The organism is Halobellus sp. LT62, assembly GCF_037031285.1.
In the GTDB taxonomy this organism is placed as follows: domain Archaea; phylum Halobacteriota; class Halobacteria; order Halobacteriales; family Haloferacaceae; genus Haloquadratum; species Haloquadratum salinisoli.
In genome coordinates, this window is the sequence record NZ_JAYEZO010000001.1 from 389,622 (window position 1) to 413,276 (window position 23,655).

Annotated in this window: 23 protein-coding genes, 1 tRNA gene and 2 pseudogenes; 18 read left to right on the forward strand and 8 right to left on the reverse strand. The window is 58.1% G+C overall.

The genetic code is table 11. The annotated features are described in order from the left end of the window. Nucleotides 1-12: 12 nt before the first annotated feature. Nucleotides 13-4,131, reverse strand: a complete 4,119-nt coding sequence (locus U5919_RS01890; RefSeq protein WP_336021825.1) for an Eco57I restriction-modification methylase domain-containing protein — start codon at nucleotides 4,129-4,131, stop codon at nucleotides 13-15. A gap of 75 nt (nucleotides 4,132-4,206) precedes the next feature. Further along, a complete protein-coding gene (locus tag U5919_RS01895; protein ID WP_336023897.1) occupies nucleotides 4,207-4,350 on the reverse strand; it encodes a hypothetical protein in 144 nt (47 codons plus the stop codon). Between U5919_RS01895 and U5919_RS01900 the strand changes: the two are divergent. The 9 genes and pseudogenes from U5919_RS01900 to U5919_RS01935 all read left to right on the forward strand — a co-directional run. After that, nucleotides 4,319-4,572 (forward strand): annotated as a pseudogene (locus U5919_RS01900) (AAA family ATPase); the annotation flags it as partial. The gene U5919_RS01895 and the pseudogene U5919_RS01900 overlap by 32 nt on opposite strands. 196 nt (nucleotides 4,573-4,768) lie before the next feature. Next, nucleotides 4,769-4,993, forward strand: coding sequence for a HalOD1 output domain-containing protein (locus U5919_RS01905; protein ID WP_336021826.1), 225 nt, complete (start codon nucleotides 4,769-4,771; stop codon nucleotides 4,991-4,993). A gap of 132 nt (nucleotides 4,994-5,125) precedes the next feature. After that, complete coding sequence (locus U5919_RS15970; protein ID WP_486617185.1) at nucleotides 5,126-5,356, forward strand: DUF8106 domain-containing protein; 231 nt, start codon at nucleotides 5,126-5,128, stop codon at nucleotides 5,354-5,356. A 477-nt stretch (nucleotides 5,357-5,833) separates the two neighbouring features. Beyond that, nucleotides 5,834-6,790, forward strand: coding sequence for a formate/nitrite transporter family protein (locus U5919_RS01910; protein WP_336021827.1), 957 nt, complete (start codon nucleotides 5,834-5,836; stop codon nucleotides 6,788-6,790). Between the two features lie 235 nt (nucleotides 6,791-7,025). After that, a complete protein-coding gene (locus U5919_RS01915; protein WP_336021828.1) occupies nucleotides 7,026-8,036 on the forward strand; it encodes an NADP-dependent oxidoreductase in 1,011 nt (336 codons plus the stop codon). Nucleotides 8,037-8,159: 123 nt separating this feature from the next. Continuing rightward, nucleotides 8,160-8,549 carry a DUF2237 family protein gene (locus tag U5919_RS01920; protein WP_336021829.1) on the forward strand — a complete coding sequence of 130 codons (390 nt, stop codon included), beginning with the start codon at nucleotides 8,160-8,162 and terminating at the stop codon, nucleotides 8,547-8,549. Then, a complete protein-coding gene (locus U5919_RS01925) occupies nucleotides 8,546-8,809 on the forward strand; it encodes a DUF8152 family protein (protein WP_336021830.1) in 264 nt (87 codons plus the stop codon). Before U5919_RS01920 ends, U5919_RS01925 begins: the two co-directional genes overlap by 4 nt. Before the next feature lie 161 nt (nucleotides 8,810-8,970). Continuing rightward, nucleotides 8,971-9,525, forward strand: a pseudogene (locus U5919_RS01930) (Cdc6/Cdc18 family protein); the annotation flags it as partial. Nucleotides 9,526-9,695: 170 nt separating this feature from the next. Next, the gene (locus tag U5919_RS01935; RefSeq protein ID WP_336021831.1) at nucleotides 9,696-10,769 is read left to right on the forward strand and encodes a hypothetical protein; all 1,074 of its coding nucleotides are present in this window, start codon (nucleotides 9,696-9,698) and stop codon (nucleotides 10,767-10,769) included. On the opposite strand, the gene U5919_RS01940 is transcribed toward U5919_RS01935, so the two are convergent. Next, nucleotides 10,770-12,128, reverse strand: coding sequence for a DNA cytosine methyltransferase (locus tag U5919_RS01940; protein WP_336021832.1), 1,359 nt, complete (start codon nucleotides 12,126-12,128; stop codon nucleotides 10,770-10,772). 115 nt (nucleotides 12,129-12,243) lie between these two features. On the opposite strand from U5919_RS01940, the gene U5919_RS01945 reads away from it, so the two are divergent. Then, nucleotides 12,244-12,498 carry an ArsR family transcriptional regulator gene (locus U5919_RS01945; protein ID WP_336021833.1) on the forward strand — a complete coding sequence of 85 codons (255 nt, stop codon included), beginning with the start codon at nucleotides 12,244-12,246 and terminating at the stop codon, nucleotides 12,496-12,498. Between the two features lie 24 nt (nucleotides 12,499-12,522). On the opposite strand, the gene U5919_RS01950 is transcribed toward U5919_RS01945, so the two are convergent. Beyond that, nucleotides 12,523-12,732: a hypothetical protein gene (locus tag U5919_RS01950; RefSeq protein ID WP_336021834.1), complete on the reverse strand. Its 210-nt coding sequence runs from the start codon at nucleotides 12,730-12,732 to the stop codon at nucleotides 12,523-12,525. 87 nt (nucleotides 12,733-12,819) lie between these two features. Between U5919_RS01950 and U5919_RS01955 the strand changes: the two genes are divergently transcribed. The 5 genes from U5919_RS01955 to U5919_RS01975 all read left to right on the forward strand — a co-directional run bounded on the left by U5919_RS01955 (nucleotide 12,820) and on the right by U5919_RS01975 (nucleotide 17,000). Next, a complete protein-coding gene (locus U5919_RS01955) occupies nucleotides 12,820-13,032 on the forward strand; it encodes a hypothetical protein (protein WP_336021835.1) in 213 nt (70 codons plus the stop codon). A gap of 205 nt (nucleotides 13,033-13,237) precedes the next feature. Next, a tRNA-Phe gene (locus U5919_RS01960) sits at nucleotides 13,238-13,311 on the forward strand. Between the two features lie 696 nt (nucleotides 13,312-14,007). Further along, a complete protein-coding gene (locus tag U5919_RS01965) occupies nucleotides 14,008-14,253 on the forward strand; it encodes a PRC-barrel domain containing protein (protein WP_336021836.1) in 246 nt (81 codons plus the stop codon). 533 nt (nucleotides 14,254-14,786) lie between these two features. Continuing rightward, nucleotides 14,787-15,617 (forward strand): TraB/GumN family protein, encoded by an 831-nt coding sequence (locus tag U5919_RS01970; protein ID WP_336021837.1) that lies wholly within the window; start codon nucleotides 14,787-14,789, stop codon nucleotides 15,615-15,617. Between the two features lie 174 nt (nucleotides 15,618-15,791). After that, nucleotides 15,792-17,000, forward strand: a complete 1,209-nt coding sequence (locus tag U5919_RS01975; protein ID WP_336021838.1) for a CBS domain-containing protein — start codon at nucleotides 15,792-15,794, stop codon at nucleotides 16,998-17,000. A 261-nt stretch (nucleotides 17,001-17,261) separates the two neighbouring features. On the opposite strand, the gene U5919_RS01980 is transcribed toward U5919_RS01975, so the two are convergent. After that, nucleotides 17,262-17,594 carry a DUF5789 family protein gene (locus U5919_RS01980; RefSeq protein WP_336021839.1) on the reverse strand — a complete coding sequence of 111 codons (333 nt, stop codon included), beginning with the start codon at nucleotides 17,592-17,594 and terminating at the stop codon, nucleotides 17,262-17,264. Nucleotides 17,595-17,795: 201 nt separating this feature from the next. Here U5919_RS01980 and U5919_RS01985 point away from each other — a divergent pair, with 201 nt between their 5' ends. Next, a complete protein-coding gene (locus U5919_RS01985) occupies nucleotides 17,796-18,587 on the forward strand; it encodes an HpcH/HpaI aldolase family protein (protein ID WP_336021840.1) in 792 nt (263 codons plus the stop codon). Nucleotides 18,588-18,659: 72 nt separating this feature from the next. Here the strand turns inward: U5919_RS01985 and U5919_RS01990 are convergent, their stop codons facing one another. Continuing rightward, nucleotides 18,660-19,169: an HVO_2922 family protein gene (locus U5919_RS01990; protein ID WP_336021841.1), complete on the reverse strand. Its 510-nt coding sequence runs from the start codon at nucleotides 19,167-19,169 to the stop codon at nucleotides 18,660-18,662. 236 nt (nucleotides 19,170-19,405) lie between these two features. Next, nucleotides 19,406-20,656: a cation:proton antiporter gene (locus U5919_RS01995; RefSeq protein WP_336021842.1), complete on the reverse strand. Its 1,251-nt coding sequence runs from the start codon at nucleotides 20,654-20,656 to the stop codon at nucleotides 19,406-19,408. A 408-nt stretch (nucleotides 20,657-21,064) separates the two neighbouring features. On the opposite strand from U5919_RS01995, the gene U5919_RS02000 reads away from it, so the two are divergent. Beyond that, on the forward strand, nucleotides 21,065-21,508 hold the full coding sequence (locus tag U5919_RS02000; protein WP_336021843.1) for a HalOD1 output domain-containing protein: 444 nt from the start codon (nucleotides 21,065-21,067) through the stop codon (nucleotides 21,506-21,508). A 71-nt stretch (nucleotides 21,509-21,579) separates the two neighbouring features. Here the strand turns inward: U5919_RS02000 and U5919_RS02005 are convergent, their stop codons facing one another. Continuing rightward, nucleotides 21,580-22,383: a TrmB family transcriptional regulator gene (locus U5919_RS02005; RefSeq protein ID WP_336021844.1), complete on the reverse strand. Its 804-nt coding sequence runs from the start codon at nucleotides 22,381-22,383 to the stop codon at nucleotides 21,580-21,582. 388 nt (nucleotides 22,384-22,771) lie between these two features. Between U5919_RS02005 and U5919_RS02010 the strand changes: the two genes are divergently transcribed. Beyond that, a complete protein-coding gene (locus U5919_RS02010) occupies nucleotides 22,772-23,572 on the forward strand; it encodes a TrmB family transcriptional regulator (protein ID WP_336021845.1) in 801 nt (266 codons plus the stop codon). Nucleotides 23,573-23,655 lie beyond the last annotated feature (83 nt).

Consider the following 23,655-nt stretch of genomic DNA (forward strand, 5'->3'; position numbering starts at 1 on the left):
TTTTCAATACGATCACTCCGCGACCGCCTCTTCCACGATCTCGATCTCCTCATCAGTCAGCCCGTACAGCTCGTAGACGATCTCGTCGATCAGCTCGTCAGTCCGTTCGATCTTCGCGTCCAACTCCTCGGCGCGCTCTTTGGCGTCGATGTACCGCTCCAGCCCGTCGGCGACGTCGTCGGGATCGGGAAGCGTCAGCGCCTCCAGACGATCGACGAGCGAGTTCGTTTTCGTCGCGGTCTCGCGGAAGTTCGCGAAGCCGCCCGCCTCGTCGACAGCGACGGGCACGAACGCCTCGACGAGCGCGGCCTCCTTGTCTGTCAGATCCGTGAGGGTGAACGCTTCTAGGTATCCGGTCTCAGTGTAGCCCCAGCGGTCGGTCTCGTGTTCCTCGCCGTCAGAGGGCTTGTAGCGTGCCGTCGCGCTGATTGTGACGCTCGACCCGTCGCGCTCGGTTCTTGCGTCGCCGATCCGGAGGTTCTCGTAGTCCTCCGCGGTTCCGCCGAGGACGTTCGAACTCGTCGGTTGGAAGAGGCCGATATCCGGGAGTTTCGGGCCGTCAGCGTAGTTTCCGAGGTAGTTGCGGAGATTGAGGTTGAGAGATGCACGGCGCTGTTTAAGATCTGAAATCTTCTTAGCAAGATTGCTCAAACCATCTCCCGCTTCGGTTTCGATCTCCTCCAAACGGGACGGTATCGGGAGATTTGTCAAGTATTGGGCTCTGAACTCAATTCGGCCTCTGTCCCTAGGATTTCCAAGCGTAGAACAGGTTTGTGCTAAATAGAAATGCGTCACATTACTGTTCAAAATCGCAAGCAGTTCGTGGTTCTCTTGGGGAATAAAGAAGCACTTATTGTTTGGATATAGAGGCCCGTCGTGGTAGGCGAATCGAGGCTCAAGAGCGATTTCTGGATACAAGATTTTCGGCTCGTCGAAATGACCTCGATACGCAGACTGTGGCTGTTGTAGTTCGTACCATTCTTGCTCTGTCGCTCGATCTTCGAGGTCAGGTCGATACTGACTGAGGTATTCCTTAACAGCCGGATACGAATCAATATCCGTTCCGTGATCGATATAGAGGATCCACTGCTCGCGGTTCTTGATTCGGTATCTTTCCATATCGTCGCCCCTGACCAAGGGATTGATCACTTCCTTTGATCGAGTATCTTGATCTATCAGCTGGTCTCTAACTTCTCCATCTATCAAGAAAGCCTCGTTCAACCCCGTGACAATTCCACGCAGAATCTGATCGTTAACAACATCACCAAGAGGTTGACCTCGCTGATCGAGTTTATCCATTAGGTCTGAGACGTGTCGAGGTGCGACGCGCCAATCTGGTCCACTGATGGCGTCGGGATCACATTGGTAAGCCCGCTGATCCACTCTCCGGAACAGAGTGTCAAAGTCCAGCGCGTGTATCTCAGCGTACCGTGGATGTTCGGGATAAGACCCTGTGGTTCCCAGAAGAATTAACGGCATAACTGAGGCATCGTCAAAAACAGGAAGTTCTCCGAAGTCGATCATATTTTTTATTGAGACGTTACGAGAGAGGAACTGACGAAGACCACGACCGTAGTTCGCTCGGAGGAATTTATTCGAGATAATCGCTCCGTATTCCCCATTCGGTTGAAGCACTTCGATTGATCTCTCTACGAAGTACACGTACATATCCGACCGTGAAGCGTGTGTTTCGTATGCTCCACGAAGATAATTCTTCAAGTCCTTGAACTTCTCCATCCGAATATACGGCGGATTCCCGATCACCGCATCAAACCCAGCATCCTCCAGCTTTTCGCCATCACCACCGTAGAACGCTACAGGGAACTCTAGTTCCCAGTGGAAGAATCGCTGCTCGTCAGCTATCGCCTGCGCGTCCTCAAACCAATCTTGGCCCTCGATGTCCGCCCACGACTCGCCACGTAGCGCCTCGGCCATCCGCTCGTAGGCGTCGCCGGGGACCGAGAGCCCGAACGCTTCGGCAGTGTGAACGTTGGCCATCGAGAGGAGATGCCGATACAGCGGATCGTCTTGTACCTCGTCGAAGGCGGCTTCCATCTCCTTGACGTCTTCGAGCGATTCGTTCTCGATTGAGAGTAGCTCCTGAAACCGCTCCATCACGTGTTCAAGAGCGCGCTGACGTGTGTGCTCGAAGGATTGCTGGAGGGTGAGTTGTCCGTCCTCGGCGTCAGCATCATCACCGTTGTCCAGCACGTCCTCGATGTCGCTCCCGACGAGTGAGTTCCCCTGCTTGAAGTGGTGATCGAGGAACGCCAACGGCCGATCGGCCGCGAGCGTCTCCAACCACATCGACAGCTTCGCCAGCTCGACGGCCATCCCGTTGAGGTCGACGCCGTAGATGCACTCCTTGGTGATTTCTCTCCGTACGTGCCGCTCGTCGAAAGCGACGCCGAACTCCGATTCCGCTTCGCGGACTTCGCTCATCACCTGCTCGGAGAGGTAGCCCGTTGCCTTCGTGAGGAAGTGCCCGCTTCCCATCGCGGGATCGAGAATTCGCAGGTCGGTCACGCGCCGGAAGAACGGCCCGATGTACTCCTGCGTCCCCGGCTCGAAGCCCTGCTCGATCAGATCTTCGCGAATCTCCTCGACCAGCGGCCCGACGGTCTCCTCGACGATGTACGTCACGACGTAGTCGGGCGTGTAGTACGAGCCCGTGGCCTTCCGCTCGCCCTCGTCGTTGACGACGTAGAGCCCGCCTTCGTCGACGGTCTCGACGGCGTCGGCGACCGAGACCTCCGTCGCGGGTTTCCAGACCTGCCCGCCGTCTTCTGCGACCGCGGCGTACTGCTCCGGCGCGATGCGGAACTGGTGCTCTAAGAGCCCCTCGTACACCGAGCCGAGGTGCCGCGTGTCCAAGTCCGCGTAATCGGCGAGCACGTAGCGCCCCTCGTCGTTCTGCGCGGTCGAGAGCCGGTAGATGACCTCCGCGAGATACCGATTGCTCACCTCGTTTTCGGTGAGGAACTCGTGCTCGTCGTGGTTGAACAGCCCGCCGTTGTAGGGCGGAATTCCGAGATCCTCCTCGCCTTGGTCGATCAGGCGGAACAGGTCTTCCAAGCGGCTCCACATCGACGTCGAATACGTGCTGAACTCGTCCTCGAAGCCGTCGTCGACCTCGCCGATCGCATCGTGGATCTCGATGCGAAGCTCGTCTAAGCTGAAATTGTTCTCGTAGTCGTCTTGGGCGGCCTGTCCCTCCGGGTGAATCAATCCCCGCGACTCGGCGTAGAGCACGAACATCAGCCGGTAGAGCAACACCAGCGATTGCTCTTTCAGTTCGCCGAGCGCCTCCTCGTCTCCGGGGTCGATGTCGAGACTGTCGTTCGTCTCGACGAAGCCCTTCCCAAGCACGCGGACGGCCGTGAAAACGTTGTCCTGTAGGTCTTCGCCGAGTTCCTGAGACGCGGTCTCGCTTTCGGACCACACCTCGTCGAGGAAGGTCGTGCCGCCCGATTCGTGGAACGCTCCCGGCCGGAAGAACACGTAGAAGTATTTGAATGCCTCTAGGTCGCCGCGCTCCAAGAGCTCGGGTAGATCAACCTCGAAGTAGGTTTGGGTCTCGTAGTTTTTCGTCCCGTAGAGCCGCCACTTCCGGCCGTTCGTGAGTACGCCCCACTGGATGTTTTCGGGCGTGTTTTCGAGGTAGTGTTTGATCTGGTGTGAGGCGTTTCGATAGGGACGCTGCTCGCTGAATCGCGCAGTGAAGTCGGCGTCCCACTGTTTGGCCTCGACGAGCCCGACACCGCGTTCAAAGAGGTCTCTCGTATCCTCGCTGTCGAGATACACCTTCGCGGCGTTCCGTCGCCGCTCTGAATTCTCGAAGAGGAGTTCGTCGACGAAGCCGCCGCGGCCGGGAAGCGATACCTCCACTTGCGTCCCGAAGCCCAAAGTGTCCAGCACCTCGTCGATCCAGTTGTCGATCAGGGCGTCTTCACTGTACCCGGTGACCAGTTCGCCTTCGAGCTCGTACAGCGCTTGAAGGTCGGCCATCGCCTCACTGGCGGCCTCGTCGCAGTCCCACTCGTCGCGATCTTGGAGGCGTTCGTCCAGATAGTGCCCCGAGAACAGATTCGAGTTGACGTAGGGGCGATCCGCAAGCGTCGCTTGGCTCATTTCAGATACTCGTAACCCTCTGCGACATCACAAATAGATGACGACGCGAAGAGAGTATCCTCGAACCCACCACGATCAGAACCGATCGCGCATACCAACGGCGACACGGTGCTCTCCACGGAGCGGGATTACGACACCGTCGGCGTCGAGCGCATCCCCCTCGATTCGTATCTCCAGGATACCGTGTGAGATTCGCCAGAAGAGCCTCGACGCGCTCACACCGTACCAACGTACCGTCTACGATAAATCGGCGAGTACGTTCTGGATGAGCACGGTCTGCCCGGCCCGAGCGCGGTCTACGACCGCCACGTCGACGCTGTCGAGGATCCGCGAACGAAGCCGACCGTCCGAACGTATCTCTCGAAGATGGAGCAGTACAACCTCTTGCACGCCGATGGCACGAGTCACGATCGGCGGTATTCGGTGGTCGACGTCGCGTGATTCGAGGGTGGTTCAGTCTTCGATTCGCGGGTGTCATAGAACGCTTGTCGCGGTGTTTATTTCACGACTCAACAACGGAATTAGCCGTGAAAACTTGTCTGCTAATTGAACATATGAACGAGCCTGTTATCCGGTTTATCAAAGGTCGTAAAAACTATGGGATTGATGATTTTGGCGCGAAAGGTTCGTGGTAATTATGGTAAATCCTGTTCTTGATCAGATCACGCAGTCGATAGCCGAGGTTGAGAATACGGATCCGAAAGCTCTCGATGAATCCCTCGAACGGTACGTATCTACAGATGCGATCCGCGATTTAGAGGCTCACAATAGTAATTCGTGGCGTCTCCAGTTCGAAACACGAGACCACGTTATCGAGGTTGATGGAAATAGTACTATTCTCGTTGATGGAGAGAGAAAGTAACCTCCCTCTTGAGCCGTGTCGTTCCTAAACTGTTCAATCTCCTCTTCGACTCATTCTATTCACCGTCGGTACCGAGTCGGCACTCGAATTGAAGTACGAATGGTTATCCCTGTCCGGAGTGAATATATTGGAATGACGCCCTCTACTTCGACTCCTGAGCGACAGCCGCCCGACAAGGCGACGCTCTATTGCCCTGAGTGTGGTCACGAAAGTCGCATTAATGGAGACTGGCTCATCCACGTACTCGCCGATTCTCTGATCTACGAGTGCCCGAATTGTGGTGCTGTGATTGATTCTCGCCGGGACCAAAAAGAATTGACTGAAACGGGTGGTGGACCGCTTCACTTGACGGTCGAGAACTGATTTATAAGCAGACGGCTCTTTCACTCCGGCTCGCTGGTGTCCGGACATACGATTCGATCCCGAATTATTGCTCTGGTGAATCGTGTACTCAGTTCTATGAATTGAACAGTCCAATCGATCGCCGACAAAGGTGATGTATCAGCCTGCACGGTCCGAAATCGCTTCTAATCGCTCGAAGAGAGGAATCATCGAAAGGGTATCGTCAAAAATCAACGATGAATCGACTCATCTCTTATTTCAGATCCTATTCGTTCGCATCGCCAAAGCTACGTTATTCACAATCGGTAATTGCGAGGAACCATATCGTGAGTCAATTATGAATTGGGCTATAATAGCTATTTATGACGCTTAGAAACGGAAGTGTGCTGGCGCTCCTGTCTTTTGACACTCGGGGACCGCTCCACTATCTAGAGGTACTATTCAGCGTCTGGCAGATTGTGACAGAAACAGCACCTCCGCAACTAAAGGGTATCTGAAGTGAGTGACGCAAATGACGATGGGTCGGATGACGAACTCCGTGAGTCGCTCGACCGAGCCGCATCCGGGGCTCCGGCTGCAGGGTGGGCAGTTCGGGACCGCTTCTCGGCGAATGAAATCTTCGAACGAATTCTGGCGAGTGCCGCCCAAGAAATCGGGGCCCCTAAGCAACAACTGTTTTTCAGCGGTCTGGCCGCCGGGTTCGCCATCGTCCTCACCTTCCTCGGGCATATCGTCGGTATGGAGATGTTCCCCGATAATCGGTTCTTGAGCTCGATCCTCTATCCTGTTGGATTCATCTATATTATCCTCGGTCACTACCAGCTGTATACCGAGAATACGTTACCTCCCGTTGCCCTTGCCCTCGCTCGCCTCGCCAGTATTCCACTCCTCTTGCGCGTCTGGGGGGTTGTCCTGATCGGCAACATCGTCGGAGCGGGACTCGGTGCGTACCTGCTGGTGTACGGTGGGGTCCTTTCGCCGGAAGCAGTCCAAACCGGGACTACGTTTGTCAGTAGCGGACTTGATCACGAATGGTGGTCGATCTTCAACCGGGCGTTGTTTGCCGGGTGGTTAGTCGCGGGGGTTGTGTGGCTCGATCACGCCGCGCGAGATACAATCTCGCGGTTGTTCGTCATCTATGTCTCTTTCTATCTGATAGCCGCTGCCGACCTCTATCACGTGATAACCGCTGCGTCTGAAGCATTCTACTTTCTGCTAACTACTGACTCGGGAGTTTTCATCGTCTTTTCTCAGTACTGGCTGCCGATCTTGCTCGGCAATACTATCGGCGGTGTGTTTTTGCTTACACTAGTGAACTATGCTCAAACCGAACAATCCCGGTACCCGGGGATCCGTGAACTCACCATCCGTGAGCTACTGTTCAGCTGGCGCGGAGGGGCAGATCCACCAGTGTCAGAGGAAACAGACGATACTACCACCAATACTGAGCACTGACAGTCACGTTTTCTTAGATCGCGTGCTCTAACAAGTGGTGATCTCCCAGATGGAAATTCACCTCGGCCAATTGAAGTTGGGTTAACAACTCGTTGACTATCCGCCCTAGTACAGTCAGGCCTTTACTAGCGACCTTCCGGACCAGTCTGAGAGCAAGGGTGAAAGCCTTCAGACGAGACTTGTGCGACTGCACCGTCTTCCGAAGTCTCTTTGACACAACGAGCCGAAAGAGGGTGTGGAAGACACAAACCGCAGTTGGTACTTCGTAGAACGACCAACCGGTGAACCAGACGCGGACTGCTTCGAACTCAGAGAAGAGAACGTCCCAGAGCCCGCCGAAGGTGAACTGCTCGTCCGTGTCGAGCACCTCTCTGTTGACCCGTATATGCGCGGCCGGATGCGGGACCGCGAATCGTACGCGGAGCCGTGGGACGTCGGAGACGTCCTGAAAGGAGGCGTCGTCGGCGAAGTCGTCGAGAGCAACAGCGAGCAATACGACGCAGGCGACTTTGTGACCGGAGAGGGAACGTGGGCTGATTACAGCGTTCTCGACGCAGATGACGTCGCCCCCGTCGATCCCGAGGTCGCTGACCTGCCCGCCTATCTCGGCGTCCTCGGGATGCCGGGCCGGACGGCGTACTTCGGATTGCTCGATGTCGGCGAGCCCAAGCCCGGCGACACCGTCGTCGTTTCCGGGGCGGCGGGTGCGGTTGGATCGGTCGTCGGACAGATCGCGAAGCTAAACGGCTGCCGCGTCGTCGGATTCGCCGGGTCGGACGAGAAGACCCGCTGGCTCACCGACGATCTCGGATTCGACGCTGCGATCAACTACAAAGAGATTGACGACTACGAGGCCGCGCTTGATGAGGCCGCACCGGACGGCGTCGACGTCTATTACGACAACGTCGGCGGACCGATCACGGACGCCGTATTCACGAAACTGAATCTCGACGCTCGTGTGGCCGTCTGCGGACAGATCGCGTACTATAACGACGAGAGTATCCCGACCGGACCTCGAAAGCTGCCGCTGCTCATCGCGACACGCGCGAAAGTTCAGGGCCTTCTCGTCGGCGATTATGCGACCCGGTTCGGGGAAGCGAGCGAACAGCTCGCAGAGTGGGTTGCGAGCGGCGAGATCGCTCACCGTGAATCAGTCGTCGAGGGCTTAGAGAACGCACCGGATGCGTTCCTCGGACTGTTCTCCGGCGACAACATCGGGAAGCAAGTCGTCCGAGTGACGGAGTGACCACGTTGGAGTCGCGCGGCACCGATACCACCGATTTCGCGCACTCTCGACCACAATGCTGGGGTGCAGCCCATCTGGAACGGTCACACGGGGAATTTTGTTCACACGGTACGTGCAGCCGGTATGTCCGAACGGAACGTTCTCGGCGGGGAAATCGCCACCTGTAGCGCTGATCCGACGACCGGTTTCGAGCGCGACGGGTGCTGTGGAACCCATCCCAACGATCGGGGACGACACGAACTCTGTGCGGTGATGACCGGGGACTTCTTGGCGTTCAGCAAATCGCGAGGCAACGATCTCGTGACGCCGCGCCCCGAGTTCCAGTTTCCCGGACTGGACCCGGGCGATCGTTGGTGTCTCTGTCTTGGACGGTGGGTCGAGGCGCTCGAAGCCACGCAGGCCGAACGCCTTCCGGAAACGACCGTCCCGCCCGTCGTCCTCGAGGCGACGAACGAGGCGGTGTTGGATTCCGTGGAACTGGAGACGCTCGAAACCCACGCGTACGACGTATGACCAGTGACCCGCAGACCGAATTATACGAGTGCCTTGCGGCGACGGCCGAACTCGCCGTCGAGCGGACCGCGAGTCGCCTGTTGGGTGAGGCCCAAGCGGTCGCCGCAGACGTCCGCGATCTCGACGATCCCGCAGTCGTCGCAGAACGGGCTGAAATCGTCAGCAACCTGCTCGCGGAGATCGACGAGACCGGACACCCGGAAGCGGACGAATACGTGGCGCGGGCCCGAAACCTCGCCGTGCAGATATCCGAGAGGTAATGACTACCGGCCGCGCGGCGTTTCCGGAAGTTTCCGGAAACACTCCGTTTCCACAAACGAAATCGACGGATACAATCGACCAAACAATCCCAAATCCCTTCTTTCCGGAAATCTCTCAGTCATCCTTTAGTGACCGCAATCGAAACCGCCTCACTACCACTATGATCCGCGATGCTCGGGGACTCCGAGCCGGCTTCGTCCCCCGCGAGTCGAGCATCGCGACGCCGAGGTCAATCACCTCTCCAGCGTCCTCGAACCGATCACGGACGGCAAGCCCACCGACACCACACCGTGACCGGACCCAGCGGTGCAGGGAAGACTTGTCTCTCGAAGTTCGTCATCGAGCGCCTTCGCGAGGAAGTTCTCGGCATCGAAGCCACATACGTCAACTGCTGGCGGAACAACACGCGCTTTCGGACGCTGTATCAGATTCTCGACGGTCTCGGCCAGACGACCGACATTCACCGGCAGTCGACGCCGCACGACGAACTCATCGACAGGCTTCAGCGCTACGACGGTCCCGAACGGTTGTCCTCCTCGATGAGGCCGACCAGCTCGGAGATCCCGACCTCATCTACGATCTGCACCGCCTCCCGCAATTCGCGGTCATCTGCATCACGAACAACGAGGAGATGCTGTTATCCCTCGTCGACGACCGCCTCGTGAGCCGCCTCCGACCCGCCGAACACGTCCGGATGGATAAGTACCACGACGAGTGACTCTTCGACATCCAGAACGCTTGCGTGATCCGGGGCTCGACTCCGCTCAGTCGCATATCTCTCGGATCTACTCACTGGATGGCGTTCGGAAGACATCTTTCTTGTATGTAATTAGTATCCAAAATGTACTTACTTCTCATTGTAGCCCTTTCCCTCGGTCCTGCTGGATGGCGGACTATTCAGGTGATCCCTCCGAGTTCAAGGTGTACTGGTTTGCACGCGATCTCGTCGCCTCGAGTTTCGGCGGGTACGCCACGAAGGAAGTAGACACGCTCAAACAGCTCTCCGCTCACCTCGAAGAGAACTTGGACGACGACCAACAAATGACCGAATCAGCCGTCGAAGTCCAAAAGCAACACATCGAGGACACGATTACTGGCTCTGTCACTCGAACGTACGGAGACGACATCTCGAAGCGGTACCGACAAACGGAGGACTTGGTCGAGCGGATCCTCAGGCGGATCGAAGAACCCGACGACCTCCGTGAGTTCGGAATCGCGATCGACGCGGTTGTTCGAACCAGCGAAATTCTCGATATGACTCCCAGTTTCGGCGAGTCTGAGATCGTCGAGATCGTTGACGAGACCTTAGAAAACGAATCCGGTACGCTCGACCCCGCTGCGGCGTACGACGCGCTGTTTAATGTCGATTTCGAGGGCGAAGCCTATCAGCTGGGCGCGCAGCGGGAACCGCTTATCGAATACGTCCACGAGAAGATGCAGGCGCTTCGATCCGATCCGTATCTCTCAGAACGGGAAGTCGCGAGGATCGTCTCCGGAATCGTACAGGAGTACGAGCGCCGTGCGGGCCAGAGTCGAGCCTCTACGGCAGGCAACGTCCTCGAAACTGGGCTACAGCATATTTTCGGTCGATTCGACATCCCCGCTACGGGCACGCCCGAACACTTCGGCGACATCGAGATCGACAATATGGTTAGTGGATCGGACGGGAGTATTGGGTTTTCTTGTAAGCGTACTCTCCGAGAACGCTTCCGGCAGAGTCTCTCTCGTGAAGCCGAAATCGGCGTCGACGAAGTCTGGTTCGTCTCGCTCCTGATGGCGGACGTCTCACGAGAGAAGCTTCAGGACATCAGTAACGACGGCGGTCGGATCTACGTTCCACGTGATTCCTTCGTTTGGAATCGGTACAGAGACGACGAGGAACTCTCCGATACGCTCCGGCCTGCGGATCAGTTTATCCGAGACGTCGTCGAGTTCACTGGTGTACCCGCCCGATTCTGATCAATCCGCTTTCTGGGGCTTTTCACCGTGGACTGAGTGATTGAAGATCTCAGAGCGGACCGCTGTTCCAATCGCTTGCGCCAATAGCGGTGGCACAGCGTTCCCGACCTGCTTGAATGCGTGGGTCCGTGAAACCGGGAACTCGAAGGTATCTTTGAACGATTGAAGCCTCGCAGCCTCACGAACCGTAATCGAGCGGGCCTCGTTCGGGTGAATGAACATATGCCCGTCCTTGTAGAGGTGCGCGACGACCGTCGTCGACGGCTCCGTCGGATTCTGTTTCTTCAGCTTGTCCGGGAAGATGTCCGTTCGGTACGGCTGGTGTTCTTCGGGAATATCTCCGATGATGTACGAAGTACCCTCTCCGAGTAGCTTGTACAGCGTCAGATCACGCATATTGTGCCCTCGACACTCGTGGTTCAGGAGGGGTTGCTCTTCCCAGTCCTGCTCCTCGTCGAGATCGCGAGCCCAGTACTGGTATTCCGAGACCGGGCCGAGTTCGTACTCTTCGGCTTTCGTCGGCGGTGTTTCTCCCGACGGTGAAACCGGCGGAAGATCGAGAATCGCGTCAGCTACGGTATTCCACGGCTTCTTGTTCCGTCGGTTTTTGTAGAACGTCGGGAAGATTTCCTCTTCTCGGTCATCAACGAACCCATCAAGGGTATGCTGATCCTCTTCAGACCGCTTCGACGGGTCTTCTCTGTATTTGATGTTCTTTTCTTTCTCGTTCTTCGGAGCCCGGTGAGTCGCCCATTGCTCCATATCCGGATTTCCCACGCCGATCCGATTTCCGATAAAGAAGAGGCGCTTCCGGTGCTGAGGAACGCCGTAGTCGGCTGCGTCGAGCAACTGTACGCGGACAGTATAATTTAGATCCAGATCCAGATCCGCAACCTCTCTTTCGCCGCGCATCTGCTCTTTGATGGTATCGACCACTGGAACACCATCCTCGTTTTCCGCCGAGAGCATCCCCTCGACGTTCTCCATCACGAACGCTTTTGGCTGATAGTGGTCGACGAACCGGAGGAACTCCTCGTAGAGCAGGTGACGCTCGTCTGTTTGATTATTCCGTCCTTCGAGAGAGTTGATTTTGCTTCGTCCAACGAGAGAGAACGTCGGACAGGGAGGCCCCCCGGCCACGAGATCCAATTCGCCCTCTTTGAGGCCGAGTTCGGGCGGTTCCTCCTCGCGGATGTCTCCGACAGTCATTTCGCACCCGTGGTTCGCCTCATAGGTCGGTTTGGTCTTCTCCTCGTGGTCAATGCCCCACAATACCTCAAATCCAGCATCGTGGAGTCCCTGAGAGAGGCCGCCAGCTCCACAGAAGAGGTCAATGGCAGTTAACTTCCCCTCGATCATTTCCTTAGTGAACGTACGGGGGGTCGTTTAAATTTCTCATTGCTCGGTATATGCGTATCTTGTACGTAAGTTGTAGCCAAGATACATACTACGACAGACGCAACGCTTCGGTTGAATGGACGTTGAGGAATACTCGTGGGTCAAAGCAAGTGGTTACCGCGAGAATATTTTGCTGGCTCTCGAAGAAAAGCCTCGGACCCCGAAAGAGCTCGCTGAACGCACCGAATACTATCTCAGTCACGTGAGCAACACGCTCTCAGATCTGAATGACCACGGTCTCGCCGAGTGCATAACTCCAGATCGGCGTAAAGGCCGTCTCTGGACTGCGACCGGCAAGGGGCAAAAAATAATTGATGATCTAAAGAGGTAAGGTGATCTAACATCGGAACCGCGGTCAAAACGGCGTATCGGCCGCTGTAGACAGTTGCCACACCACACTCCCGAGCAGATAGAGCACGGCGGCCGCGAAGGCGACGACACTGAACGCCTGCGATATCCCCGGGAGCGTGGCCTCGACGAACTCGGGAAACCCAATTGAGGACAGTGGGATTAGGAGGAGGGCGATACCACGGCGGATGGACCGCTTCAGGGCAGTCTCTGACATCGGGACGCACATTCGATTCCCGAACAAAATGTCTATCGGACAGTTTGACGCAAGAGTAATCCACTGCGAGCGTGTAACACACCGTCAATGCGCGAGTTGGTGATGCTTCTGTTGATCGGGTCCCTGTTCATCCAGCTCCCGCTCGCTGTCGTGATGTACTTCGACGCGAAGCGACTCGATCTGCGGAACCCCGAACAGTACTGGCTCGGCGTCGTCGTCCCCACCGTTGGCTTCATCGTGATCCTGTATTACTTCTCGGAGCGGCGCAACCTCCCCAAGAAGTCCGACGCGGACTCGTAGGCCGGGTTGACTCGATCGGTGAGATTCGCGACATCGGTACAGGAAGAGCAATGAATCACCGCCTCCGTGCTCTTGACCCGATCCGAACAACGAACCAGTCACTCGTGATCTGTGACAGTTTCGCGCGACGGCGACGGATCTGGAATCTCCGCCGCGAATCGATCCGAAACCCTTTTTTATATACTCGGCGTCGAGCGAAGTGCGCGCCGCCTTAGCTCAGACTGGGAGAGCACTCGACTGAAGATCGAGCTGTCCCCGGTTCAAATCCGGGAGGCGGCATTTTCCTGCGAACGACGTGAGCAGTGAACGATACCCGAGCGGATTTGAACCAGCGAGCAAATCTGTGATTTGCGAGTGAGGTTCACAATCCGGGAGGCGGCATCAGGTTTCTACACGGACTAAACTCGAGCGACAGCGACGTCATACGGCGGTTTTATCGTCCAAAATCGGTGGTGATTTGAACCGACAACAACACGGAAACCGGTCTCGTCTTGCGTTCCACATCCATTGGCAACCTCTACGAATACAATTCTTCACCGTGGGATATTACCAACCGCGCGTGATAGTTGAGACTCGCTGTTCAGTCCCTTTTTCAGGTCATCGAACTCCCCACAGTACCGATCTGAGGGGTTCGATAGTTGGCTGAGGATGTTGGGGTCTATCCACGTGTTCAGTACAGAGGACTTACGTAGCGATCTCCCTGTTGGATTACCCACTTTCTCTCAAGAACGCCGTGCGAGAGATAGCGGATGACTTTGCCAGTAGGTTTGATGATACTTCTACGTATGATCTCGGCTTGATCCGGAGATCCGCTCGGCCACGGGTAGCCCGGCAACGCCCGCCCGTATGGCCGATCTTACCGTGACCCGCTGATTGCTGTTTACCGGCTCAGAAGCTGGTAACGCGGCTTTATCGTGGCTCTGAGGAGATACCACCTATATAACAAACCCGTTCACGGGCCCAGTCCCGGTTGCGATGGCACGAATGCACGTAACTGAAGACGATGAAGGGAAGAACGTGGTCAACTCCAGCGGGAAGAAGATCGGGATAGTCACCGAGGTCAGAAACGGCACGGCGTACGTGAACGCGGATCCGGGAATCACGGACACCATCCGTTCCAAGCTGGGCTGGGGCGATGCCGACAAGGACGACTACGCCCTGCAGAAGGATCGTATCGACACGATCACCGACGACGAGGTCCGACTCAAGAAAAACCTGTAGCTCCGCGTCTCGCGTCGGTGCGCACTCCGATTTTTGCGGCTGTCACGACACGCTCCGATAGCGCTTCCGAACGAGCCGGTGTCCGTGGCCAACTGGTGTCGAACAGCGCCGTCTTCTCCTGTTACCGGAGTTCTCGTAGCGCTTGTAAGTCTTCACTCGCTCGATCGCTCGACAGCGTGCGATCGGATGCGCAATCAGTTGCAAACGTTACGATAGTTCCGACAAGTCGGCAGCCGGTTCGACGACTCCGCGGGAAGGAGCTGGCACTCGCCCGACGGGCGACTAGGTGGCCGAGACCGTGAGAGGCGACCGCCGAAGCGACCGGAACCGACTCCCTAGAGATGGAGCCGCTTACACTGCTGTCGACTCCGATGACCTGCAGTCGCTGGTCGGCGGTCCGCCCGACAGCGCGAACGCGATGGCCACTAGTCACCTTCGATTACGAGGGCCTACTGTCGGTAGGGCTTTGTATAGGGACCCGCTACCGGAGGTAATCCTTCGCTTCGACCGTGAAGCGAGCGGGAACCCGGGCAATGACCGAGCACCAGCATACGGACGAGCACGGAGCGGCTGACCCGACAGCACACGTAGAGAGCCACCGACCACCGGATCACGCAGCACACGACCCGCAATTCGATGATCCGCGACTCGACGAGACCTATCTCCGAGTCGTTCCCGAGACCGAGGCGGGCGGGATTGTCGTGCTGGTCGGCGTCACACATGACCACCCGGCGAGCCAGGCGCGGGCGCGACGGGTGGTCGCGGGAGTCGCACCGGCAGTCGTTGCCCTCGAACTGTCCCCGCTCGCGATGCCACTCTATAGACAGTACGCCAGTGCGCGCGACGGACGCACGGTCGGTGCGTACGACGGCGGGGAGATGGCCGCGGCGCTGGCAGCCAGTGGCGACGGTCGGGTCGTGGGAATCGACGCCCCCAACTGGGCGTACGGGCGGCGGCTCGTCGAGGCGCTTCGCGCACGGGAGACGGACCGCGAGGCGGCGGCTTCCGCCATCCGGGACACCCTCTCCGTCTCGAGACACGCCGTCACCTGTGCCGTCAGTGCGGCGATCCGCACGGTGACGCCTTGGTCGCCCACCGTCGAGACGCCGGCCGCCCACGACAGTTCCGTTGCCGATCCGCCTGCGGCACAGGCCGCCGACGAGGCCCGGAAGCTGTCACGGAGTCGGGCACTGCTGGGGGCGCTCGAGCTGCCGCCGGGGCAGGTGCTCGTCGACGAGCTCCGCGAGGCGAGTATGGCGTCGCGGATCGAATCCCTGCGAACCGAGGGATCCGTCGTCGCCGTGGTCGGGCACGCCCACCTCGGGCCGATTTACGATCGGCTAGCTGGGGAGGAAAGCGACTGACTAATCGACTACCCCACTCTACACGCCTTCGGCGTGTTGAGGTTGGGGCCTGTCTGTGAACTCGGCTTCAACCCATCGAGATAGGCGGTAACTCAGCCCTCGTCGAAATCCTCGGGAGATCAGGAAGTGGAACAAGCATAACCGTCCAGCGCCCCTCTCACTAGAGAGTAACAGATGAACATCTCAGAGATCCTCTCCCCAAAATTCACCGAGTTCGACATCGGCACACCGCTCTCGAAGGTCGCCGGGGCGTTCGAGAATCAGGAGCTCGATGCCGTCATCGTAACGGACGGCGACGAGTATCGCGGTGTCGTTAGTCGCCGACAGCTGGCGTCCTCGTCCAATCAGCCCTCTGCGAAGGTCGGCTCACAGGTACAGCACGTCCCGACTGTCGACCGCACCGAGGACGTCCGCGAGGTCGCGCGGCTTATGATCGGGAGCGACGCCAAAACGCTCCCCGTACTCGACGACGACCGTGTCGTCGGTGTGGTAACCGGCGATGCCGTCCTCGAAGCCGTGCGTCCGTTCCTCGACGCGGTGACCGTCGAGGACGCCTACACGGCGGAGTTAATCAGTGCGACTCCCGAAACCACGATCGGGAAAGCGCTCAATCTGCTTCGAGAAGCCGGGATCGCCCATCTCCCGGTCGTCGACGGGGACGATCCCGTGGGAATGCTGAGCCTGTACGACGTCATCGAGTTCACGACTCGGGGCGGCAGTAAGAGCCAAGGCGGTTCGTCGAGCGGCTTCGGTGGCCGCGGCGGTGGCGGGCAGAACCGTGGTGGGTTCGGCGCGCGCGAGGGCGATGCCGACCGGATGCTCGATCTTCCGGTGCGGAACCTGATGTCCGATGTAGTCGCGACGGTCGAGCGGAGCGCACCGCTCGACGAGGTCGTCGAGACGATGTTCGAACGGGAAATCTCCTCTCTCGTCGTCACGGCCGACAACACCAACGAGCCGATCGGTATCGTCACGAAAACGGACGTCATCGAGGCGCTCACCTGGGAGCGCGACGACCGGAACGCCGTGCAGGTGTTCGGGCTCGACCTGTTGGAGGGGATGGACTACGACGACGTCTCCGCGCTGATCGAGAGCGTAACCTCGAAGTACGGAGAGATGAGCGTGATCAAGGCCAGCATCCAACTGCAGGAGCACAAAGAACAGAGCCGGGGTGTGCCGCTGGTGTTAGCACGGATTCGACTAGTCACCGACCGCGGCTACTTCACGGCCGATGGGGAGGGGTACGGTGCCTCCCACGCCCTCCGTCTCGCAGCGAACGCCGTCGAACGTCAACTCCTCAAGGGGAAGACCTACGGCCAATCGAAGAAGCACCCCGACACTGACGAGCAGGCACAGCTCTACGGTTGGTGGCTTGGCGGGTAATCGGATCGATGTCTACAATTATGGCAGTACCATCTGCTTCCGGGTGTTGATGTGAATCTCCCTCGGGGTCAAGTGGTTCGAGAGACCGTAGGTCTCTCGTCATCACGAAACGGCTACGCCGTTTCGGACGACCCCGAGGCACTTGCCTTGCTTATCTGTAGATCTGCGTTCGGACCTCTCAGAACATACCACGTCATCTCAATTCTCGGGATTTATGGAAGTTACAAGGCTAAAACCCCGCCCTTCAGGGCAAGGGGTATGTCAACGATGTATCATCCCCAAGATCCGGCTTCTAACGTCGTCGGCGGAATCGTACGATTGATTATCGGTTGAGGCAAGCACTTCTTCGAGGGACTTTGTTCCGTCCTGCGTTTCGATCTCGTAGTCGCCATAGGCCTCGACCAATTCATCCGTCGTGATCGGATAGTCTTGGGATTCGAGTGCCTCATCAAGGTCACCGAGCCGTCCACTAGGGTCACCGCTCATCGCTCGGTCTTCGTGGGCGCGGTCGCGTGCGTCCTCCCGCCTCCGCGCTGGTTGTTGTCGCTGTTCGTCGTCTGGGTGTTCGTCTCGGTCCCGTTTGTCGTCTGGCATCCTTCGAGATAGGCGCTCGATTCGGATAACTGTGTGGACGCTTGTCAGTGTGAACTCCGCGGGGACATCTCGTGGACAGTAGCAGCTTTTCGAACGTATGCAGTATCCGCTGCCTTTCGAGATGCGTCTCGAACGAGTCGTGAAGGCAGTCTCCATCACTTGGTCAGTAGATGTTTCCTCTCCGTCCCGGAAGATACACTGATGAACAATCCAGCGGTGACGAACGACCTCGCAGTCACGTTAGAGAGCGGAGACGTTGCGCTCGGGGTGCTCGACAACACGTACAGTCCCACGCTCGTAGAGTTCTACGGTGAACTCGGCGTGGATTTCGTCTGGATCGACCTCGAACACGGTGGGCCGGATCCGTGGGATGCGAATCTGATGGAGGACCTACTACGCGCAGCCGAGCGGACGGACCTCGAACTGCTCGTCCGACTCCCCGACACGGACCCAACGCTGGTCCGGAAGGCTCTGGACCTCGGGGTCAGGAACGTCTTTCTTCCGCGCGTGGAGACGGCGACGGAGGTCCGTGAGGCGGTGAAATCCGCTCGATTCAGTTACGACGGGAGTCCGGGCGATCGGGGACTTGGGTCGCCTCGGGCCCGACGCTGGGGGCTCGCCGACGACTACATTGCCACCGAGGACCGGGAGACGATCGTCGGCGTGACCATCGAAACCGAGCCGTCCGTTGAGAACCTCGACGCAATCCTCGACGTCCCGGAGCTGGGGTTCGTCTTCATCGGCCCGCTTGATCTCTCCGTATCGCTCGGCTGTCCCGGCGAAATCGACCATCCGGACGTGCAGGAAGCCGTCGAGACGGTTCGTTCGAACGCCGTCGATGCAGGCGTTCCCGTCGGCGGTCTCGGATTCGGGATGGACGATGTCAACGAGAAAGCGGCGAACGGCTACCAGATGCTGAACCTCGGGAGCACGACTGGGGCGCTTCAGCAGACCGTCACTGGCTGGTTCGAAGCCTACGAGGGAGAGCGATAAACGGGCGGGTAACAGTGAGAACGTTCATGCCGAGAGCAGTCACAATGGAGTGAAACCACCTGCTGCTCTCCGCTAGTTCGAAGGATCCTCTGTTAACTCCGCTTCTGGTGCATTCTTGATCACACTCCGGAGTCCTTTCCGAGCGTTGTGTTTGCGTGTGTAACCTTCGCCACTGGTTGCGATGATGTTCCCATTGCGGTGGCGGAGTCGCCACCGCCATTCTTCGTCTTGGTCACGGAAGACTTCGAACCGGGCCAGGGCCTGAGATGCGTCGGCGGCACCCACGGGCACTGATAGTTCGTCGCCTTCCCCTTCGGGGATCTCTTCGATGGGGGAGGATCCGGATCCCTCGCCTTTTGGAGAGGGCCATGTCAGTTCGAGTTCCAGACTCGACTCGTCGTCCTCGGCCTCGAGTTCGATTTCGAGAGCAAGTTCCTCGGGAAACGCAACAGTGGTGGCGTCCTCGCCGTCACCCAACCGAATTGAGCCGGCTAGAACCCCATCTACCACGCCACTCAGTACGGCTGCGATCTCCTCGCGATCGGCCGTCAGTTCGGACTCGTAGTCGTTTGCTTCGACCATACCAAAAAGTACGGGAACAACAGTGGTAAACCATCGCAAAGGTATCTCCCGTTCGATAAGAAGGATCCGTACGACGATCCCGAACCGACTGTCGGTTCGGCGTGCGAGAAGCCAGTCGACTGACTGATGTCAACGATATCGTGTTCGTCATCGTCGTAATCCTCGGTGTTGCCGCGGCCAGTCACTGATCGGTTCTCCAAGACGTGACGGATTACTCTCGAATCTACTATGGCAAGTCACGCCGTTTCTGACATCCCATTTTCCGGGAGGCGTGAGAGGGCGCGCCGGAGCAGTGGCGGCGTCATCACGGAGGTAACGATGGCGACGAGCACGATGACGGCATAGATGGTGGGCGTGAGAATCCCGATTGCCAAGCCGAGTGCTGCCACCACGAGTTCCATCGCCCCGCGAGCGTTGAGACCGATGGCGAGGCAGATGGTCTCCGTTCGGGTGAGATCCGTGAACGTCGCTCCGAGTACCACGCCGAGTGCCTTTCCGAGCACGGCAACGGAGAGTGTGATCCCGACGATCAGCAGCGTATCCAGCGTGAACAGCCCACTCAGATCGACCCGTAACCCGGCCGTCGCAAAAAAGACCGGCGCGAACAGCCCAAGCGTCACCATCTGGAACACCCGTTCTGTCTCCGTATCGAGGCGGTTCCTGACTAGGACACCTGCGAGGAATGCGCCGAGAACGGCCTCCAGCCCGAGTGCGAGCGAGGCACCCGCCATCCCGAGCCCGACGACTATGACGATCGAAAAACCGGTTAACACGGGCGATCGAACAGCGGAGGCGACATCGAAGAGTGTACCGACGATTCGCGGGCCGAGCACGACGACGACCACAACGAACACAGCGAGGACACCGAGTGTCCGACCGACCCCTAACGGGTTCATCTGGCCCACTCTTGCGATGTCGGACGCGATTGTGAGGGCGATCCATCCCGCCGCGTCGATGACGACAGCGACAGTGAGAGTGAGTTGTCCCACCGTCTGATCCATCGCGTCGAGGTCGATCAGCACGCGAACGGCGACGGGAACCGCCGAGATACTCAGAGCGGTCGCCAGGAACAGCGCAAATGGGAGTCGCTGTTCGGGAGTGACAAGGAATCTCGCGGGGAGAACCCATCCCAAGGCGAACCCCAGAAGGAACGGCACGGCCGAGGCCCCTGTAGCGAGGGCTATCGTCGGTCGGACATAGCGACGGACCGTCTGAACGTTGACTTCAGTTCCAGCCAGCACGAGAAGGAGGATGAGCCCGAGCGACGCGAGGGCCGCCAGCCGATCGGGAACCGGGACGACGATCGACGTGACGTTCGGAGCGACGAGCCCGAGAAGCGACGGACCCAAGACCAATCCGGTGAGGAGTTCACCGACAACCGGTGCGAACCCCAGTCGGTCGGCGACCGTTCCAAGAGTATGCGCGGCGGCCAAAACGAGCGTCAGTCCGGCGAGAAACGTGAGTAACAGACCCGACTCAACGGCCATAGGTACATTCACACTCCGTGGGCCAGTCACCGATTCGTCGTTCGTCGTTCATTGTCACGTGATAGTCCTCGAATCTCTCGTCAGTGAAGATCGTCACTCGTCCGTCTTCTTCGCTGAGCGTGGTCGCCGTGATCACTTTCTCGCGGGTCGCGGTTTTCAGCGCGCTTCTGTGGCGGATACCCATTCATCCACGACGGGAAATCCGTCGATCCCACCCGTTCGGCCGTTGATAGCTGGCTGAGTCGGACCACTTCCTCGTTAATCGCGCCGTCGTTGTGGATGATGACTTCACCGTCGCAGGAAAAGGTAACTCCTCGTGCTGTCTCAAGGGCCGCGTTTAGTTACGCGATTGCGGCCGGAAAATCGCTGGCGGGTGGGAGTCCCACGAGTGGAACGAGCGGGACGTCGATGGACGCGTCGGGTCAATTTGGAATGGAAGGGGATTCTGAGGTCTTCTCCGCACCGTTCTCGCCGATTTCAACTTGCCTAAACGGTACCGTGGATAGTATTCCCGAAATTCATAACGAGGCGAGTTTTGATTATCAGGGTGAAAAACTCATAAGGTTTTACTCGGCCAGCCTTACTAGAGTTGTGGAGTACGAAATCGGAGTAAACGAATCGGTGAGTGCGGCTGTCGTTCGCGCGGTGAGCGCCGTGGAGGGACGTGAACCCTGTTCTCTCCGACCGCTGGCGTGCGTCCTCGACACGGACGCGCTGGATGCGCTATTCGAGTCCCGGGCGAACGGTCAACCCCGGACGGGTGGCTGTCTCTCGTTCGTCTATAGCGGCTGTCGCGTCTCCATCGACAACGGCGAATATCTCACCCTTCAACCGCTCGAAAGCCCCCGCTGAGCAGCTACCGACGGAGGATCGTACGGTAACGGCACGTACTGACGAGTGGACCGATAGCCGCAGCAGTTAGATTATTGCTTCGGATCACGAACGGTCAACAATCCCTGCGCCATGAGGCGACGCGCGATCACGACGAGACCGTTCCCGAACCCTTCCCCGAAGACCGCTCGTTCCTCCCTAGTGGTGGGCATAATCGAGCTCACCAGAATCGTCGATCGGTCAACCAACAGCAAACGGCCGATCGCCGTCTCGTCTACGGTGGCGTTCTCGCCGTGAAGCCACTCCAGTCCCGAGATGAACGTCGTGGCCTCCGGCACGGCCACTCGAATCCGGTCCTGAATGGTCTCAGTCAACGCGCCGATAAGCAGATCAACCCCGTTGCCGACCTCGTTGAGGGTATCGATTAGATCCTCGGTCAACAGTGACTCATCGCCCACCACCAGAACGATCTCGTCGGTCGCCTCCCGGATGAGGTCGTTCGTCCGATTCTCGATCGCGTCTTGGCCGGTCATTGCCCACACTTGCTGGACGGAGGATTCGTCATCCGTATCGACAATTTCGACCGTTTCGAGAGCGTCGTGGAGTCGCTCTACGCGGGCATCGTATTGATCCCGAAGCGTCTCTGTGGCCTCTTCGAGCGGAACGGCGCGGAACTGCTGTGGGCTCGAATGCTGGATCTCGACGAGGCCCTGCGCCTCCAGCATCCGAATCGCATCATACACGCGTGTCCGGGGCACTTCGGTCATCTCGCTCAGTTGCTTTGCCGTCCCGGAGTGTAAGCGCGATAGCCCGACGAAGCATCTCGCCTCGTATTCCTTTAAACCGAGCTGTTGGAGAACTTCGACCGCTTCCTCCAGATTCGAGGTCGTATCCATGTGTCCCAACTCCCCGGATAGCCCGGGAATTGATTGGGGGTTGGTCACCGGGACAGATAGGTATTGTTACTGCGGCTATGACTCGTCGAGACGTTGAAATGCGTAAAACCGGCTAAATCAGTTGGCTCCAACGTTTCGACAGTGACTGGCCAATACTGTTGTAACTTTTCTAGTCACAACAAACAAATCGACTATTCGAGTGATATAGAGTCGGATAAAATGATTGTTTAGATTGTAACTCGTTTAATCACAAAAAATATATTACTACAGGACGCTACCTCTCCACAGGTATGCAGCCGAGTATTCGTGTCCCAACCACCTTACCCCTGCGTGCCGACTTGTCACCTCGCGTGGCAGATTCGAGAAGGCGAGACAAACCAGACATCTGATGAGTAGCGATCCCACCGGAAGCCCAGAGGCGACCGCCGTCGAGCAGCTTGAACACTTCGGACTGAGCACCTATGCGGCCCGGACATTCGTTGCGCTCGCGAGCCTCGGTACGGGAACGGCTAGAGACGTGAGCCAAGTCTCACAAGTGCCCCGAACCAGAGTATACGACGCCATCGACGAATTACACGAGCGCGGAATCGTCGATGTTCTGCAGTCGTCGCCCAAGCAATTCTGGGCAATCTCGGCTGAAACCGCCAGTCGAACGTTCGAACACGAACTGCGATCTCGCACGGAGTTACTGCGGACAGCCCTCAGCGAACTCGAATCCGTCGAGCGGCGAGCCGAACAGCGCGGTGTCTGGACTGTCGATGGACAGACCGCAGTCACGGAGCGTGTACGAGAGTTCTTCGCCAGCGCGGAGGAGGAAATCGTCTACATGACCGTCGAGGACCTCCTCACCGAGGAGCTGATCGAGGAGTTAAGCGAAGCGGCGGAGCGGGGGGTTTCGATCAAGCTCGCGGGCGTTTCCGCAGAGGTGCAGGACCGAATTCAGGATACCATCCCCGGCGCGACGATGTTCGAGTCGCTCTGGGTCTGGTCGGATACCTCGGCCGGTCGGCTTATGATGGTGGACGGGCAGAAAACCCTCGTGAGTGCCCTCGTCAATGGCGAGGACGCGAGCCCAACTGATCCCCGGTCGGAGACGGCCATCTGGGGTGAAGGGGAGACGAACAGTCTGGTCGTGGTTTTGAAGGCGATCTTCACGTGGCGACTCGAGACGACTGAATCGGATGAGTGAAGAGTCAAATCACACCAGACGCGTTTATCTTGCGGAACAGGCGCTAAAACCCCGTGCTTTAGCGCGCGGATACAGCGCCGTCT

What these genes read in the sequence shown, in the direction of transcription:
- U5919_RS01890 (WP_336021825.1), bottom strand. Translation starts at nt 4,131, where the DNA reads ATGAGCCAAGCGACGCTTGCGGATCGCCCCTACGTCAACTCGAATCTG.
- U5919_RS02005 (WP_336021844.1), bottom strand. Translation starts at nt 22,383, where the DNA reads ATGGATACGACCTCGAATCTGGAGGAAGCGGTCGAAGTTCTCCAACAG.
- U5919_RS01925 (WP_336021830.1), top strand. Translation starts at nt 8,546, where the DNA reads ATGACCAGTGACCCGCAGACCGAATTATACGAGTGCCTTGCGGCGACG.
- U5919_RS01995 (WP_336021842.1), bottom strand. Translation starts at nt 20,656, where the DNA reads ATGGCCGTTGAGTCGGGTCTGTTACTCACGTTTCTCGCCGGACTGACG.
- U5919_RS01985 (WP_336021840.1), top strand. Translation starts at nt 17,796, where the DNA reads ATGAACAATCCAGCGGTGACGAACGACCTCGCAGTCACGTTAGAGAGC.
- U5919_RS01965 (WP_336021836.1), top strand. Translation starts at nt 14,008, where the DNA reads ATGGCACGAATGCACGTAACTGAAGACGATGAAGGGAAGAACGTGGTC.
- U5919_RS01945 (WP_336021833.1), top strand. Translation starts at nt 12,244, where the DNA reads ATGGACGTTGAGGAATACTCGTGGGTCAAAGCAAGTGGTTACCGCGAG.
- U5919_RS02000 (WP_336021843.1), top strand. Translation starts at nt 21,065, where the DNA reads ATGGACGCGTCGGGTCAATTTGGAATGGAAGGGGATTCTGAGGTCTTC.
- U5919_RS01975 (WP_336021838.1), top strand. Translation starts at nt 15,792, where the DNA reads ATGAACATCTCAGAGATCCTCTCCCCAAAATTCACCGAGTTCGACATC.
- U5919_RS01905 (WP_336021826.1), top strand. Translation starts at nt 4,769, where the DNA reads ATGGTAAATCCTGTTCTTGATCAGATCACGCAGTCGATAGCCGAGGTT.
- U5919_RS01920 (WP_336021829.1), top strand. Translation starts at nt 8,160, where the DNA reads ATGTCCGAACGGAACGTTCTCGGCGGGGAAATCGCCACCTGTAGCGCT.
- U5919_RS02010 (WP_336021845.1), top strand. Translation starts at nt 22,772, where the DNA reads ATGAGTAGCGATCCCACCGGAAGCCCAGAGGCGACCGCCGTCGAGCAG.
- U5919_RS01980 (WP_336021839.1), bottom strand. Translation starts at nt 17,594, where the DNA reads ATGCCAGACGACAAACGGGACCGAGACGAACACCCAGACGACGAACAG.
- U5919_RS01940 (WP_336021832.1), bottom strand. Translation starts at nt 12,128, where the DNA reads ATGATCGAGGGGAAGTTAACTGCCATTGACCTCTTCTGTGGAGCTGGC.
- U5919_RS01955 (WP_336021835.1), top strand. Translation starts at nt 12,820, where the DNA reads ATGCGCGAGTTGGTGATGCTTCTGTTGATCGGGTCCCTGTTCATCCAG.
- U5919_RS01990 (WP_336021841.1), bottom strand. Translation starts at nt 19,169, where the DNA reads ATGGTCGAAGCAAACGACTACGAGTCCGAACTGACGGCCGATCGCGAG.
- U5919_RS01935 (WP_336021831.1), top strand. Translation starts at nt 9,696, where the DNA reads ATGGCGGACTATTCAGGTGATCCCTCCGAGTTCAAGGTGTACTGGTTT.
- U5919_RS15970 (WP_486617185.1), top strand. Translation starts at nt 5,126, where the DNA reads ATGACGCCCTCTACTTCGACTCCTGAGCGACAGCCGCCCGACAAGGCG.
- U5919_RS01950 (WP_336021834.1), bottom strand. Translation starts at nt 12,732, where the DNA reads ATGTCAGAGACTGCCCTGAAGCGGTCCATCCGCCGTGGTATCGCCCTC.
- U5919_RS01970 (WP_336021837.1), top strand. Translation starts at nt 14,787, where the DNA reads ATGACCGAGCACCAGCATACGGACGAGCACGGAGCGGCTGACCCGACA.